Below are 13,497 nucleotides of genomic sequence, written 5' to 3'. Positions count from 1 at the left end.
CCTAGCCCCACTCCATCGCCGGCAGCCGTTCGCGGCAATGCGTCTCGAAGGCCGCGACGAGACGGGTCTTGTGCTCGCCGCGCATCGTCGCTGTTCCCATCGCCATCACGCGGTGGGCGCCGGCCAGCGGCACCCGCACGAGTGGCGTGCCGTCGAGCGCCCGCTCGTTCCCGGCGTGGACGTTCGCGAGCGCGTAGCCATAGCCATGGGCGACGAGGCTCCGCACCACCGCCATGTCGCGCGTCCGCTCGGTTATGCGTGGCCGCAGGCCCGCCGCCGCAAAGAGCGACAGGAAGTATTCGCGGCTGAGCGGCAGGTCGAGCAGGACCATGGGTTCGTCGGTCAGCCGATCAAGCTCCACCTCGGGAAGGTTGGCGAGCGGGTGCCCGGTGGCGAGCAGGACATGGGGCGCGACGCTGACGAGTGGCAGGAAGCGGACGTCCTGCGGGATTTCGAGGTCATAGGTCAGGGCGACGTCGATCTCGGCCCGGCGGAGCATCCCGAAAAGCCGCTCCTGATCGCCTTCGGCCTGGGTGACGGCGGCCTCGGGAAATGCCGCCTCGAAGCTGCGGCGCAGGCCCGCGATGATGAGCGGCGCCAGCGTCGCGAAGCAGCCGATGCCGATCGGGCCGCGCGGGGCGTGGGCGATGTCCGCGGCGAGGTCGTGCAGGCCGTCGGCGGCTTCGAGCACCAGCTTTGCCTCGGCAAAGAACCGGCGTCCGCCGGGGGTGAGCGACAGCCCCTGCGCGTGCTGGCGGATGAAGAGCTGGATCCCGAACTCACGTTCGAGCTGGGAGATCGCCGCCGAGATCGACGGCGGCGAGACGTTCACCGCCTCCGACGCCGCGGCGATACTGCCGGCCTGTCCGACGGCGACGAAGTATTCGAGCTGCCGCAGGGTGAAGCGCAGGGTCATGACCCCGCCATCCTGCCCGGCCCGGCCGGCGCGGACAATCGCCAGACTGCGATCCCGTGATCGAAGGTCGCCGATTTGCGGCGCGAGATGGCTCGATTGGGCAGCTATTCCCCAGGCACCGGGCCGCGTGTGACCTCCGTGCTGCGCGGCTGGGCGGGCGCCACGTCACGCTCCGGGTGCGCCAGTGTTGTCATCCGGCAGTTCACCGGATGCAGGTAATTCGTGCTGAGGTTGAATATCTCGCCCTCTGCATCGAGGTTCGAGATCCGTTCGCAGAGGAAGGGCGTCGCGACGTCGATCCCGAGGGCCGCGGCCTGATCGGCGCTCGGCATCATCGCATCGACGTCCCGGCGGATCAGCTCGCTCCTGATCCCCTGCCGCCGCAGCAGCTCCAGAAAGCCCCCGTTGAGCTCCCGCTCACCGAACTCCGGCACGAGCCGGGTCGGAACGAGGTTTTCGAGAATCGCCTGAGGCTTGCCATCGACGAGCCGCAACCGCCGCAGGTGGAGGAGCTCGGTGCCGACGTGGAAGCCGGTGCGGCGCGACAGCTCGACGTCCACGCTCACCCGCTGCTGACAGAGGAGCCGGGTTTCCGGCGTGCGGCGGGTCGAGGCGCGTTCGACCTGGAGCGAGCGACGGGCGCTCATCTCGTCGACACGGGCCTCCTCGGTCACGATGGTTCCAACGCCTTGCGTCCGTTGGATCAGCCCGAGCTTTTCCAGATGCCCGGTGGCTCGGCGAAGGGTCTTGCGCGACACGCCGAACTGCGCGCCGAGTTCGACCTCGGTCGGCAGTTTCTGCGCGGGTCTGATGCGTCCGGTGCGAAGCGCGGTCTCGAACGCGTCGACGACCTGAAGGAACAGCGGAAGGTCGCTGTGGGGATCGACTCCCTCGAACAGGGGTGACGTGCTGAAACGCGGTTCGGTCATCGGTCCGTCCAAGACGTCTTCGCCCTGCTCTTGCCAGGAATGGAAAGCCGGCATGATGGCGCGGGTCGGTGACAGTGCGGTGACAGTGCGGTGACGTCCGGCGGCGCGGAGCATCAGCCGCTGCCGATATGGCCATGCTCGCGTTGTGGTGCGGCGATCAAGACGAAATCGTGCCCGAACACGATGTGAGGCATGGGACCGTCGGTCGCGGTGTCGGCCTCTCCGGGGTTGACACGAAGCCGAGGCACGATGCATGACGTCGGTATTGTCCGTACATGATGGACAAAGTTCTGATCGGGGATACGGCTCACATGTCGATGGAATACCGTCTGCGACGCACGCTGCCGAGCAACCGGGTCGCGATCATCATGCCGGTGGACCACGGGCTGATCTTCGACCGGATCGAGGGCCTTGAGACACCATCGGCGCCGTTCCCGGCCTGGGCCGACCACGATGTGACGGGATTCATGATGACGCCCGGGCAGGTGAAGCAGACGGAGCGGTTCTTCGCGGCCCGGCCGCACCTGACGCGCGTGATGGCCATCGACACCTACTACGACTTCCGCGAGCCCGACGGTGGCTCGCACGGCCTCATCACCACGGTTGAAGAGGCCGTGCGCCTTGGCGTTGACGCGGTAAAGATGCTGTTCCCGTGGAACATGTCGAAAGCCGAGCGCGTGGCCATGTGCACCCGCGCCGGCGAGGTGATCGCTGCCTGTGACCGCTGGGATATCCCGCTGGTGCTGGAACCGGTGCTGATCGGTGCGCCGCGCTCCGAAGAGGTCATCGTCGCCGAGGAGAAGGTCGCGCGGATCTGCTACGATCTCGGAGCGCACATCATCAAGATCGCTTTCCCGGGCGAGGAGCGCACCAGGCGGCTCGTCGAGGAGTTGCAGGTTCCGCTCGTGATCGCCGGCGGGCCACTCACCGGCGAACCGGGCGAGACGGTGGAGGCGATCGCCGGTACGATCCGCTCCGGTGCCCGAGGCGTCATTGTCGGCCGCAACATCTGGCAGCGCGAGCGCAGCGCCGCCGAGAAGACCCTCGCCGACATCGCGAAACTTACCCGCAGCGTCCGCTTCGACGACTGACGCGGGATCCGCTGCCGGAACGCGAGCGCCGCGGGTGAGGCCGCGGCGCTTTTGCGTCTCTGGCGGCCCTATCGTCCTGCCAGCGCCTCGAAGAGGCGGGCCACCGCCTCGGCACCGGGATCGACGTGGCCCGCGAGTTGCGCGGCACCGACATAGGCGGCGCGGCCGGAGCGGGCGCGGTCCATGCCGGCCGTCCGGTCGGCGCCATCGCGCGCGGCGGCGGCGGCGGCGGCAAGCCCCGCGTCGAGCGCATCGAGGGCGGGGGCGAGGGCATCGATCATCGTGCGATCGCCGGGACGGGCGCCGCCGACTTCCTGCATCCGGGCAAGGCCGGCGCGGAGCGCGGCCGGGACCCCCTCGCTGGCAGATTCGGCGGCCGCGGAGAAGAAGATCGCGAGCAGCACGCCCGACGAGCCGCCCATGGATTGCGACAGCGTCTGACTGATGGCGCCACAGAGCGCGGCCGGGTCCGCGAGCGGCAGGCCGTCGAGCCCGTCGAGAAGCGCCCGCGCCGCACCGGCCAGCGTCGAGCCGGTATCACCGTCGCCGGATTTCGCGTCGAGGGCATTCAGGTCCGGCGCCGCGGCCAGCAGGGTCTCGCAGGCGGTAACGATGAGCTGACGCGCCACAGGATCGGCGGATGCGGGCGCGGCCGGCGGTGCGGTGTTCTCGGGCATCGGCAGGACGGAAAGCGCGCCGACCGTGGTGACGCCGGGCCAGGCGGCGACCGGGACGGATGTCTCAAGGCCGGCGAGGAACTCCGCCGTTGCGGGCAGAACCGAGAGGGAGAAGCCCTGCATGTCGAGAGAGGTCATCATCGCGGCGGGACCGACGATGTGGCTGATCCGGCCGGCGAGCGCCGAGCGGGTCAGCTCATGGGTGAGGACCGCCATTTCCAGCGCCGAGGTGCCGCCGAGGTTGTTCATCAGCAGCACTTGCGGCGCGTCGTCCATGGTCGCCGCGAGCTTTTCGGCCACCCGCGCGATGGCGTCGCGGGCACCGGAGAAGCCCACCTGATCGACTCCGGGCTCGCCGTGGATGCCGAGGCCAAGCTCGGCCTTGCCGGGCGGGATCCGGTCCTCCTTCGGCGAGCCCGGGACGGTGCAGGTATCGAGCGACATGCCGATACTCCTGAGGCCGGCGATCACCCGGCCGGCGAGAGCAGCGACGGCGTCGAGGCCCTGCCCGGCCTCGGCGGCGGCTCCGGCGATCTTGTGGACGAAGAGCGTGCCCGCGAGGCCCCGGGCCTGTGGCAGATCGGGCAGCGCGATGTCGTCATCGACGATCACCATGGCGACCCGCCGGCCAAGGGCGCGGGCGCGTTCGGCGGCGAGGCCGAAGTTCAGCCGGTCGCCGGTGTAGTTCTTGACGATGAGCAGGCACCCGGCCTCGCCGGTGACGGCGAGGATCCCTGCAAGCACCGCATCGACGGACGGCGAGGCGAAGACGTCGCCACAGACCGCGGCGGTCAGCAGGCCGCGTCCGACGAAACCCGCATGGCTCGGCTCGTGTCCGGATCCGCCGCCCGAGACCAGCGCCACGCGATCGCGCTGCCAGTCGGCGCGGATGACGACTCGAACGTGTGGGTAGCCGTCGAGGCGCGCGAGCCTGCCGCCGGAGGTGCGGACGAGCCCGTCGATCGCCTCGGTGACGATGCTCTCGCGGCTGTTGATGAATTGCGCCATGGGCGAAGCTCCCTATCCCTGCGGCCGGGTCAGTCGGTGACGTCGGCGAAGATCACGGTGTAGTGCCGGCGCCATGCCTCGTTCGGCTCGACGACGGCAACGGCTGTCTCGAATGACGCCTCGCCTCCCGCTGCCGCGGTGGCGAGGAGCGCCGCGCCGCGGACGGAGAGCTCCTTTTCCTCCGGGGCACGGATCGGCGCGCCGTAGATGCTCGCGCGGAGTTCGAGCAGCGCCCGTGACCGGCTCCAGCCGCCGGTGGCGAAGATCGGTCCCTGCGGCACGCCATACTGGTCGAGGCGCTCCAGCATGCGGCGGGCGTTGAGTGTCGCCCACTCCAGAAGCTGCCGTTCGCTCCCGAATGGTGGCGTTGGCAAAGGTGCGGGCGCCCCGGGCATGACGGGCAGGTCAAGGACCCGGCGCACCGCGTCCATGCCGCCGGTGAAGCGGTTCACCGTTCCGGTGAAGTCGAAGACGCCGACGCAAGCGAGCTGTCCGGGCCCCTCGGTCGAGGCCATGAACGAGAGCAGCGGGTCAAACGCGACGACATCGAACCGAGGGGCATTGCCGCAGACGACGTTGGCGGTTCCCAAGGAGTCGACGCGGGCATCGGGCGCGAGACGGTGGATGGCGTGGGCGGCGACCGGATGGTCATGGCCACCCGCGACGAGAAGCGTCGAGTCGTCCACCGCTCCGCTCCGCAGCAACTCGAGACTGCGGACGGTGCCGATCACCGTTCCGGCGGTGACGACCGGCGGCAGCGGTGGCGCGGCGCTGGCGTCGAGCAGCGGTGCGATCCACGCGCCCGCGCCCGCGTCGTAGCATCCGGTCCGCGACGCCAGCGTATCGCTCATGAACGCTGCCCCGGCCCATCGGGCGAGCGGGTAGTCCGCAAGCGCGATCCAGCTCCGGGCAGCGGCAATCTCGTCGGGCCTGTGACGAGCGGTCCATAGCCATTTCGAGGCGGTTCGCGTCGGGTCGATGACAATGCCGGCGCGTGGTGTCGCGGCGTCGCCCGCGGCGAGGTCATCGGCTTCGGTGCGGGCGCGGAGATCGAACCAGGGAAGCGCTGGGCCGAGCGGCGTGAGCTTCGCGTCGACACAGAGCCCGTCCTCGCCGACGCCAGTGGCGCTGATGGCAGCAATCGGGGCGCCCCCGCCGACCTCGCGCCAGCCCCGGGTCAGCATCGCCTCGATCTCGCGGACCAGCGCGGCGGCATCCACGACGGGCCCGAACTCGTCGCGCGTGCGGGGGGTGGCCGCCGTGCCGATCCAGCGCAGCCGCCCGTCTTCGAAGAGCGCGACCTTGAGGTTGGTCGTTCCGATGTCGATGCCACAGACCAGCATCGGCTACCGGCGCGGCCAGAAACGGATGCCGCGACCGCACGTGTCCTCCCCCGACCCTTCGGCATCCGACGGCATCGTCGTCTCCCCCCATGTCGCGGACGCCGCGGCACCGCCAGGGCGCGTCCTTATTGTACGTACAAAGCTAGTGACCCTGGATCGGGAAAGCAACCGCGACATGCGGATGCGGTCAGTCTCCTCCGAGATCCCCCGCCTCGGCGCTGATCGAGATGGTCAGCGCGTCGCTCCGCACCAGCGACTCGTAGTAGTCGAACGGCCGGCCGGCGGCGTCCCGAGACGTGGACGTGATGCAAAGGACCGGAGCGTTTCTCGGCAGTTCCAGCCGCCGCGCGGTGTCGCTTGATGCAGCGACCGCGGCCAGCTCGCGCCGGGCGGAGAAGATGTGAACGCCAGCTTCACGCAGGGTGGCGTTCAGCGAGGCCACGCCGCGCAACACCGGCTTTGACTCGAGGAGGGCGCCGATATCGACCGGCAGCCAGTTGGTCGAGTGCAAGGCCGGCAGGCCGTCCACCTTGCGCAGCCGTTCGAGGGCGAACACCGGCTCGCCCTCCGCCAGCTCCAGCGCCACGGCGGCGCGCGCCGGCACCGGCTCGACGACCGCGCGCAAGACCTCGGTCTCGATCACCGCGTTGCCGGAATGCGCCTCGGATTCGAGAAAGCCCTGGGCAACGCGCAGCATCCAGCGGTTGTCCCTGTGGTCCGTCACGAATGCCCCGCGCCGTGGCACCAGCCGGATGGCGCGTTGCTGCTCGAGCGTCCGCAGCGTCTCGCGCACGGTCGAGCGCGCGAGGTCGTAGGTGCGGCAGAGTTCCGATTCCCCGGGGATCTGCGCGCCGGGAGCATAGATGCCGTCGCTGATCCGGCCCTGAAGGATGCGCGCGAGCTGAAGATAGTAGGGCTCGGGCGAGCTGCGATCGATCCCGTCGCTCAAGGCGGGTCTCCGTTGTCTGTGACATACGTACAGTAGGGCAGTTCTATGCGACTGAAAATCGCAGATGTGGCCGCTTGACAGTTCGATTGTACAGAATGTACGTACAAGATGGCGCGCGCCGATCACGGCGGAAGCGCACGGCCCAGCAAACGAGGCCAGTGGCGCCGGTAGAAAGCCGGGCCAGACTTCGGGAGGGTAGGCTACCGATGACCGACCAGACTTGCGGCACGCCTCCCCGCACGGGATTCGACAACTCCAGAGGTAATCTTATGAAACCAGCGACACTGCTCGGCGCAGCGATGGTCCTGTGTCTGGCCGCGGGTGCGGCATCGGCGCAGGCGAAGCTCGAACGCGCGGGCATCACCGTCGGCACGCTCGGCAACCCGTTCTTTCAGCCGCTCATCAAGGGCGCTGAGGACGGGTTGAAGACTGGCAACCCGGATGTCGAGGTGACGGCGGTGGGCGCCGACTACGACCTCAACAAGCAGGCGTCGCAGATCGACAGCTTCATTGCGGCCGGCGTGCAGATCATCATGCTGAACGCCGTCGACGTGGTGGCGATCAAGCCGTTCGTGGAGAAGGCCAAGGCGGCGGGCATCGTCGTCGCGGCGATGGACGTCTCCGCCGAAGGCTCCGACCTGACGGTCATGACGAACAACGTTCAGGCGGGCGAGCTCGCCTGCTCCGACCTCGCCGAGCGGCTGGGCGGAAAGGGCGACGTCGTCATCATCAACGGCCCGCCGGTCTCCTCGATCATCGACCGGGTGAAGGGCTGCAAGGACGCCTTCGCCAAGCACCCGGACATCAAGATCCTGTCCGACGATCAGGACGGCAAGGCATCGCGTGAGGGCGGCCTCGCAGTGATGCAGTCGCTGCTCACCCGGTATGAGCACATCGACGCGGTCTTTGGCGCCAACGACCCGACGGCGATCGGCGCCGAGCTTGCGGCGAAGCAGCTCGGCCGGAGCGAGATGATCATCGCCGGCGTCGACGGCTCGCCCGACTTCGTCGAGGGCCTGAAGACGGCAGGGACGCTGCTGGTCTCGTCGTCGTCGCAGGACCCCTACGGCATGGCGAAGGAAGCGGCCGAGAAGGCGGTGGCGCTGCTGGGCGGCACGAAGCCCGACCCGCAGGTGACGCTCCTCGACACGACGCTGGTGACCAAGGAGAATGCCGCGAACCACGTCGCCTGGAGCACGGGCGGAAACTGAAGGCGGCCCGACTGAACCGACGGACCGGCGCAGGCACCGGTCCGTCCCCTGCCCCGGATCGACCGATGGACAGTCCGACCCCGACGCCGGCCGGCACGCCGCTGCTCGAAATGCGCAACATCAGCAAGACGTTCGGCGCCGTGCGGGCGCTGAGCGAGGTCTCGCTGACCGTGCGAGCGGGTGAGGTCCACGCCCTCATGGGCGAGAATGGGGCCGGCAAGTCGACACTGATGAAGATTCTCTCTGGCGCCTATCGTGCCGATCCGGGCGGCGAGATCCTCGTCGATGGGCGGGCGATCCCCAGCGGTGATCCGCACGCCTCGAAAGCCGCCGGGATCTCGGTGATCTATCAGGAACTCTCGCTCGCCCCGAACCTCACCGTCGCGGAGAACATGTTCCTCGGCGCGGAGGAGAGCCGTTTCGGCCTTCTCGACCGTGGCGCCGCGCGGCGGCGGGCCGCGCCCTACCTCGACCGGCTCGGCGCCGGCATCCGTCCCGAGCAACTCGTTGCGTCGCTCTCCCTCGGCGAGCGGCAGCTCGTGGAGATCGCCCGCACGCTCACGACGAATGCCCGCATCATCGTCATGGACGAGCCCACCACCTCGCTGACCGCGCGCGAGACCAACCGGCTGTTCGAGATCATTGCCGGCTTCAAGGCTCAGGGCCTTGGCATCGTCTACATCAGCCACCGCATGGAGGAGATCTACGCGCTCTCCGACCGGGTGAGCGTGTTGCGCGACAGCGCCTACATCGGCACGCTGGAGCGTGACGAGATCTCTGCCGGCCGCCTCGTCTCGATGATGGTCGGGCGGGATCTCTCGTCGTTCTACAAGAAGGACCACAGCGTTCCCGGTGCCGGGCGCCCGGTGGTGCTGTCCGTGCGCGGGATGGGCGACGGCGCCAAGGTCCATGACTGTTCGTTCGATCTGCATGCCGGCGAGGTGCTTGGGGTGGCCGGCCTCGTCGGGTCCGGTCGGACCGAGCTTGCCCGCCTGATCTACGGTCTCGACCCGCACACCGGCGGCAGTGTGGGGCTCGATGGCAAGGCGCTCGACATCCACAGCCCGAAGCAGGCGCTCGACGCCGGCATCGCCTACCTGACCGAGGACCGGAAGGCGCTCGGCCTCTTTCTTGACATGTCGGTCGGAGACAACGTCAACATCGGTGTCGTCGACGAGGACGCCGGTCCGGGCGGTCTGCTGAACTTCGCGAAAGCGCGGACGCGGGCGGACGCCGCGGTCAAGGCGCTGTCGATCCGCACCGCCGGGACCCGGATCAATGTCGGTACCCTCTCAGGCGGCAACCAGCAGAAGGTGCTGCTCGCGCGTCTGCTCGAAACCAACCCCCGGGTGCTGATCCTCGACGAGCCGACGCGGGGGGTCGATGTGGGCGCGAAATCCGAGATCTATCGCATCATCGACGGACTGGCGAAACGCGGCCTCGGCATCCTCGTCATATCGAGCGACCTGCCGGAACTCGTCGGAATTTCCGACCGCGCGCTCGTCATGCGCGAGGGCCGCATCGCGGGCGAGGTCTCGGCAACGCCGGAGGCTCCGATCAGACAGGAAGACATCATGACGCTTTCGACCGGGACCATTCCGGCGGAGCGGGAACGGAGCGAAGCATGAGCGGTCAGGACCAGAAGGAAGCGGGCGGGCGCCGGTGGCGCTCCAGCCTGACCGCGCTCGGGATGCTGCCTGTCCTGATCCTGCTCGTCATCGGGTTTCATCTGATCAGCGGTCGCTTCATCTCGTTCGGCAACCTCTCGATCGTGATGCAGCAGGCGTCGATCAACATCGTGCTCGCGGCGGGCATGACGTTCGTGGTGCTGACCGGCGGCATCGACCTCTCCGTCGGCTCGATCCTTGCCGCGGCGGCCATGGTCGGCGCCATCGTTTCTCTCGTCCCGGACTACGGGATGCTCGGGATTCCGGCGGCGGTGGGCGTGGGCCTGCTCTGCGGCCTCGCGAACGGGGCGATCATCGCGTGGCTGAAGCTGCCACCCTTCATCGTCACCCTCGGCTCGCTGACGGCGATCAGGGGACTTGCGCGACTGCTCGGCAACGACACCACCGTCTTCAACTCGAACCTGCCGTTCGCCTTCATCGGCAACAGCACGCTTCTCGGCGTTCCGGTCCTCGCGGTCATCGCCTTCGCCGCCATCGTCGTCTCGTGGGTGATCCTGCGGCGGACGGTGCTCGGCACCTGGATCTACGCGGTGGGCGGCAATGTCGAGGCGGCACGCCTCGCCGGCATCAAGGTGCCGCTGGTGCTGCTCTTCGTCTACGCCATGTCGGGGCTGCTGTCCGGTGTCGGCGGGCTCATGTCGCTGTCGCGGCTCTACGCCGCCAACGGATTGCAGCTCGGTCAGTCCTACGAGCTGGACGCCATCGCCGCCGTCATCCTCGGTGGCACCAGTTTCGTCGGCGGTGTCGGATCGATCTGGGGGACGCTGATCGGCGCGCTGATTATCGCGGTGCTCTCGAACGGCCTGATCCTCGTCGGCGTGTCCGACATCTGGCAGTACATCATCAAGGGTCTGGTGATCATTGTCGCCGTCGCGCTCGACCGGTATCGGACGGCGCGGTAAGCGCCGGACGCCGGCCGGTCGCGAGCCTCAGCGGCCGGCGACCGAGCAGCAGCCGGTCACTAGCCGGGGGCCGCCCTCGCCATGCATGACCACGAGCGTCTCGAGGCCGAAGAGGCGGTCCGACATGCCGTCACTGCACAGCTGCGGGGTAATGGTCGCCGTCGCGGTGGCGGTCTGGTTCGTGAGGACGAGCGCCCGGCGCTGGTTGGACGGATGGCCGAGGTCGAGCGTCTTGAGCTCGAAGCTCGCGGAGGCCTCGGGGCTCTCCATGCGCGCCGTCGCACCCTCGGGGACGAGCGACCAGAACGGTTCGGTCCCGAAACAACGCAAGCCGGCGGGCAGTGCCCCCTCCTTCCAGACGTCCGGCTCCTCCCTGAGGTAGTGCAGCGACGCCCAGCCTGACGCCTCGCCGGCGTTGACACGGCCCCAGCGGCCGGACGGATCGGTCGCCACCACCTCGATGCCGCGGGCGTCCGGGGCGAGCGTCGCGATCACCGGCGCCGAGGTCGTGGGTTCGGCCCGCACGTTGAGCGCGTCGCCGCCGGCGACTCCGCTCACATCGAAGCGTGACGGCAGGATCCCGGCGGCGGTTGCCGGAAGCGCGAGGGCCATGAAGACGACTGCGGCGATGCGGTGTCTCATGACGCCGCCTCCGGCAGGGCGCGCTTGTTGCCCGCGCCGTCGGTCGCGACGAAGACGAAATGCGCCTGTGTCACACGGAAGATCTCCTGATCCGGCGAGCGGGTGACCCAGGTCTCCACGTCGATGCCCATCGAGGTCCGGCCCTCCCGCACGATATCGGTGTAGATCGTGACGAGATCGCCCACGTGTACCGGCTGGTGAAAGCTCATGGCCTCGACCGCGACGGTGGCGACCCGGCCGCGCGCCCGTGCCCGTGCCGGGATCGACGCGGCGATATCCATCTGCGCCATCAGCCAGCCGCCGAAGATATCGCCGCTCGCATTGGTGTCCGCTGGCATCGCGATCGTCTGGAGCGCGAGTTTGCCCGACGGCGCCTGATCGCCCATGCGATTTCTCCTGATGGATGCTGTTTGCAGTCATGTTTACAAAGCCCGGCAGCGCGGTCCATACCTCGCGCACGTGACCCTGCCGAAGGCGGCAGGACAGTATGAGGGAACACGATGGATTACGCGAGTATCGTCACGACCATCCGCACGCTGGCCCTCGAGGCCGGCGCGGAAATCATGCAGGTTTACGAGAGCCCGGAATTCGAAGTGAAGGCGAAGTCCGATGCGTCGCCGGTGACCGAGGCCGACGAGCGTGCCGACGCGCTCATCGCCCGGGGCCTGGCGGCAGCTTTCCCCGAAATCCCCGCCGTCACCGAGGAGCAGGCGGAGAGCCACGGCATCGAGGCGCCGGTGTTCTTCCTCGTCGACCCGCTCGACGGCACCAAGGAGTTCGTGCAGCGCCGCGGTGACTTTACGGTGAACATTGCGCTGATCGAGAACGGCGTGCCGACGCGCGGCGTGGTCTACGCCCCCGCCAAGGGCCGGCTGTTCTACACCGACGCCTCCGGCCAGTCGCAGGAAGAGTCCGGGCCCTTCGGTGACACGCCGGGTGCGCTCAAGGCGCTGAAGGTCGGCAAGCCCGATCCGGCCGCCCTCGTGGTCGTCGCGTCCAAGTCGCACCGCGATCAGGCGACGGACGACTACATCGCGAAATATCAGGTCGCCGACTTCCGCTCCGCCGGCTCGTCGATGAAGTTCTGCCTGGTGGCGGCGGGTGAGGCCGACCTCTATCCGCGCCTCGGCCGGACGATGGAATGGGACACGGCCGCGGGGCAGGCGGTGCTGCTTGGCGCCGGTGGCGAGGTCGTCCGCTTCGACGACCACACGCCGCTCGCCTACGGCAAGGATGGCTTCGAGAACCCGTTCTTCATCGCCCTCGCTCCCGGCATCGACCTGGTTTCGGGCTGATCTGATGGGAGTTCTCGTCGTTATCCCGGCCCGCTACGCCTCGACCCGCTACCCCGGCAAGCCGCTTGCCGAGCTTCGCGGTGCGACCGGGGAGGCGCGGAGCCTGATCCGCCGCAGCTGGGACGCGGCGATGGCGGTGGAAGGCGTCGATCGCGTGGTGGTCGCCACCGACGACGAGCGGATCGCCGGGCCTGCACGCGCCTTCGGCGCCGAAGTGGTCATGACGCCCGAAAGCTGCCGCAACGGCACCGAGCGCTGTGCGGTGGTGGCCGAGGCGCTGGGACCGGAATGGGACGTGATCGTCAACCTGCAGGGCGACGCGCCGCTGACCCCGCCGTGGTTCGTATCGGCGCTCGTCGACGCGATGCGGGCGGACCCCGATTGTCAGGTCGCGACGCCGGTGCTGCGTACCGACGCGGAGGCGCTTGCGAGCTTCCTCGAGGATCGCCGCAACGGACGGGTGGGCGCCACGACCGCGGTCTTTGACCGGGCGCTTCGGGCGCTCTACTTCTCCAAGGAAGTCCTGCCCTATACCGGCCGCCCGCTCGGACCGGACGAGGATATTCCGGTCTTTCACCATGTGGGCGTCTATGCCTATCGCCGGGCGGCGCTCGCCGCCTACGGCGACTGGCCGGTGGGTCGGCTCGAGACCTGGGAAGGACTCGAGCAGTTGCGGTTCATGGAAAATGGCGTGCCGGTCACCTGTGTCGAGGTCGATGCGCGCGGACGGCCGTTCTGGGAACTGAACAACCCGACGGATGTGCCCAAGATAGAGGCGATCCTGCAGGGGTTAGGACTGGCGTAGGCCGGTATAAGCCGGAAGGCCGAGAGGCTCACCCGAGTCAG

13 protein-coding genes are annotated in these 13,497 nt (G+C 68.7%); 6 read left to right on the top strand and 7 right to left on the bottom strand.

The annotated features are described in order from the left end of the window. Nucleotide 1: 1 nt before the first annotated feature. Nucleotides 2-916 carry a LysR substrate-binding domain-containing protein gene (locus HNP73_RS07295; protein ID WP_184147901.1) on the bottom strand — a complete coding sequence of 305 codons (915 nt, stop codon included), beginning with the start codon at nt 914-916 and terminating at the stop codon, nt 2-4. Between the two features lie 104 nt (nt 917-1,020). After that, the gene (locus tag HNP73_RS07290) at nt 1,021-1,845 is read right to left on the bottom strand and encodes a GntR family transcriptional regulator (protein WP_184147900.1); all 825 of its coding nucleotides are present in this window, start codon (nt 1,843-1,845) and stop codon (nt 1,021-1,023) included. Nucleotides 1,846-2,156: 311 nt separating this feature from the next. Here HNP73_RS07290 and HNP73_RS07285 point away from each other — a divergent pair, with 311 nt between their 5' ends. Further along, nucleotides 2,157-2,936 (top strand): class I fructose-bisphosphate aldolase, encoded by a 780-nt coding sequence (locus HNP73_RS07285; protein ID WP_184147899.1) that lies wholly within the window; start codon nt 2,157-2,159, stop codon nt 2,934-2,936. Nucleotides 2,937-3,004: 68 nt separating this feature from the next. Here the strand turns inward: HNP73_RS07285 and HNP73_RS07280 are convergent, their stop codons facing one another. The 3 genes from HNP73_RS07280 to HNP73_RS07270 form a co-directional block, all read right to left on the bottom strand. Then, the gene (locus HNP73_RS07280; protein ID WP_184147898.1) at nt 3,005-4,621 is read right to left on the bottom strand and encodes a dihydroxyacetone kinase subunit DhaK; all 1,617 of its coding nucleotides are present in this window, start codon (nt 4,619-4,621) and stop codon (nt 3,005-3,007) included. A 29-nt stretch (nt 4,622-4,650) separates the two neighbouring features. Next, nucleotides 4,651-5,964, bottom strand: coding sequence for an FGGY-family carbohydrate kinase (locus HNP73_RS07275; RefSeq protein WP_184147897.1), 1,314 nt, complete (start codon nt 5,962-5,964; stop codon nt 4,651-4,653). A 187-nt stretch (nt 5,965-6,151) separates the two neighbouring features. Then, nucleotides 6,152-6,913 carry a GntR family transcriptional regulator gene (locus tag HNP73_RS07270; RefSeq protein ID WP_184147896.1) on the bottom strand — a complete coding sequence of 254 codons (762 nt, stop codon included), beginning with the start codon at nt 6,911-6,913 and terminating at the stop codon, nt 6,152-6,154. A gap of 269 nt (nt 6,914-7,182) precedes the next feature. Between HNP73_RS07270 and HNP73_RS07265 the strand changes: the two genes are divergently transcribed. The 3 genes from HNP73_RS07265 to HNP73_RS07255 all read left to right on the top strand — a co-directional run bounded on the left by HNP73_RS07265 (nt 7,183) and on the right by HNP73_RS07255 (nt 10,714). Continuing rightward, nucleotides 7,183-8,124, top strand: coding sequence for an ABC transporter substrate-binding protein (locus tag HNP73_RS07265; protein WP_184147895.1), 942 nt, complete (start codon nt 7,183-7,185; stop codon nt 8,122-8,124). Between the two features lie 65 nt (nt 8,125-8,189). Beyond that, complete coding sequence (locus HNP73_RS07260) at nt 8,190-9,752, top strand: sugar ABC transporter ATP-binding protein (protein ID WP_184147894.1); 1,563 nt, start codon at nt 8,190-8,192, stop codon at nt 9,750-9,752. After that, nucleotides 9,749-10,714, top strand: a complete 966-nt coding sequence (locus tag HNP73_RS07255) for an ABC transporter permease subunit (RefSeq protein ID WP_184147893.1) — start codon at nt 9,749-9,751, stop codon at nt 10,712-10,714. Before HNP73_RS07260 ends, HNP73_RS07255 begins: the two co-directional genes overlap by 4 nt. Nucleotides 10,715-10,741: 27 nt before the next feature. Here the strand turns inward: HNP73_RS07255 and HNP73_RS07250 are convergent, their stop codons facing one another. Both HNP73_RS07250 and HNP73_RS07245 read right to left on the bottom strand, forming a co-directional pair. After that, on the bottom strand, nt 10,742-11,356 hold the full coding sequence (locus HNP73_RS07250) for an SH3 domain-containing protein (RefSeq protein ID WP_184147892.1): 615 nt from the start codon (nt 11,354-11,356) through the stop codon (nt 10,742-10,744). Beyond that, nucleotides 11,353-11,742 carry an acyl-CoA thioesterase gene (locus tag HNP73_RS07245; protein WP_184147891.1) on the bottom strand — a complete coding sequence of 130 codons (390 nt, stop codon included), beginning with the start codon at nt 11,740-11,742 and terminating at the stop codon, nt 11,353-11,355. Before HNP73_RS07245 ends, HNP73_RS07250 begins: the two co-directional genes overlap by 4 nt. A gap of 114 nt (nt 11,743-11,856) precedes the next feature. Here HNP73_RS07245 and cysQ point away from each other — a divergent pair, with 114 nt between their 5' ends. Both cysQ and HNP73_RS07235 read left to right on the top strand, forming a co-directional pair. Next, nucleotides 11,857-12,651, top strand: coding sequence for a 3'(2'),5'-bisphosphate nucleotidase CysQ (gene cysQ / locus HNP73_RS07240; RefSeq protein WP_184147890.1), 795 nt, complete (start codon nt 11,857-11,859; stop codon nt 12,649-12,651). 4 nt (nt 12,652-12,655) lie between these two features. Then, nucleotides 12,656-13,456 carry a 3-deoxy-manno-octulosonate cytidylyltransferase gene (locus HNP73_RS07235; protein WP_184147889.1) on the top strand — a complete coding sequence of 267 codons (801 nt, stop codon included), beginning with the start codon at nt 12,656-12,658 and terminating at the stop codon, nt 13,454-13,456. Nucleotides 13,457-13,497 lie beyond the last annotated feature (41 nt).

Source organism: Amaricoccus macauensis (assembly GCF_014201905.1).
Lineage (GTDB): Bacteria > Pseudomonadota > Alphaproteobacteria > Rhodobacterales > Rhodobacteraceae > Amaricoccus > Amaricoccus macauensis.
The sequence above is the reverse complement of the archived record's forward strand: the minus strand, read 5'-3'. Positions and strand labels throughout refer to the sequence as shown.

What these genes read in the sequence shown, in the direction of transcription:
- HNP73_RS07250 (WP_184147892.1), bottom strand. Translation starts at nt 11,356, where the DNA reads ATGAGACACCGCATCGCCGCAGTCGTCTTCATGGCCCTCGCGCTTCCG.
- HNP73_RS07290 (WP_184147900.1), bottom strand. Translation starts at nt 1,845, where the DNA reads ATGACCGAACCGCGTTTCAGCACGTCACCCCTGTTCGAGGGAGTCGAT.
- HNP73_RS07245 (WP_184147891.1), bottom strand. Translation starts at nt 11,742, where the DNA reads ATGGGCGATCAGGCGCCGTCGGGCAAACTCGCGCTCCAGACGATCGCG.
- HNP73_RS07280 (WP_184147898.1), bottom strand. Translation starts at nt 4,621, where the DNA reads ATGGCGCAATTCATCAACAGCCGCGAGAGCATCGTCACCGAGGCGATC.
- HNP73_RS07265 (WP_184147895.1), top strand. Translation starts at nt 7,183, where the DNA reads ATGAAACCAGCGACACTGCTCGGCGCAGCGATGGTCCTGTGTCTGGCC.
- HNP73_RS07295 (WP_184147901.1), bottom strand. Translation starts at nt 916, where the DNA reads ATGACCCTGCGCTTCACCCTGCGGCAGCTCGAATACTTCGTCGCCGTC.
- cysQ (WP_184147890.1), top strand. Translation starts at nt 11,857, where the DNA reads ATGGATTACGCGAGTATCGTCACGACCATCCGCACGCTGGCCCTCGAG.
- HNP73_RS07285 (WP_184147899.1), top strand. Translation starts at nt 2,157, where the DNA reads ATGTCGATGGAATACCGTCTGCGACGCACGCTGCCGAGCAACCGGGTC.
- HNP73_RS07275 (WP_184147897.1), bottom strand. Translation starts at nt 5,964, where the DNA reads ATGCTGGTCTGTGGCATCGACATCGGAACGACCAACCTCAAGGTCGCG.
- HNP73_RS07255 (WP_184147893.1), top strand. Translation starts at nt 9,749, where the DNA reads ATGAGCGGTCAGGACCAGAAGGAAGCGGGCGGGCGCCGGTGGCGCTCC.
- HNP73_RS07260 (WP_184147894.1), top strand. Translation starts at nt 8,190, where the DNA reads ATGGACAGTCCGACCCCGACGCCGGCCGGCACGCCGCTGCTCGAAATG.
- HNP73_RS07235 (WP_184147889.1), top strand. Translation starts at nt 12,656, where the DNA reads ATGGGAGTTCTCGTCGTTATCCCGGCCCGCTACGCCTCGACCCGCTAC.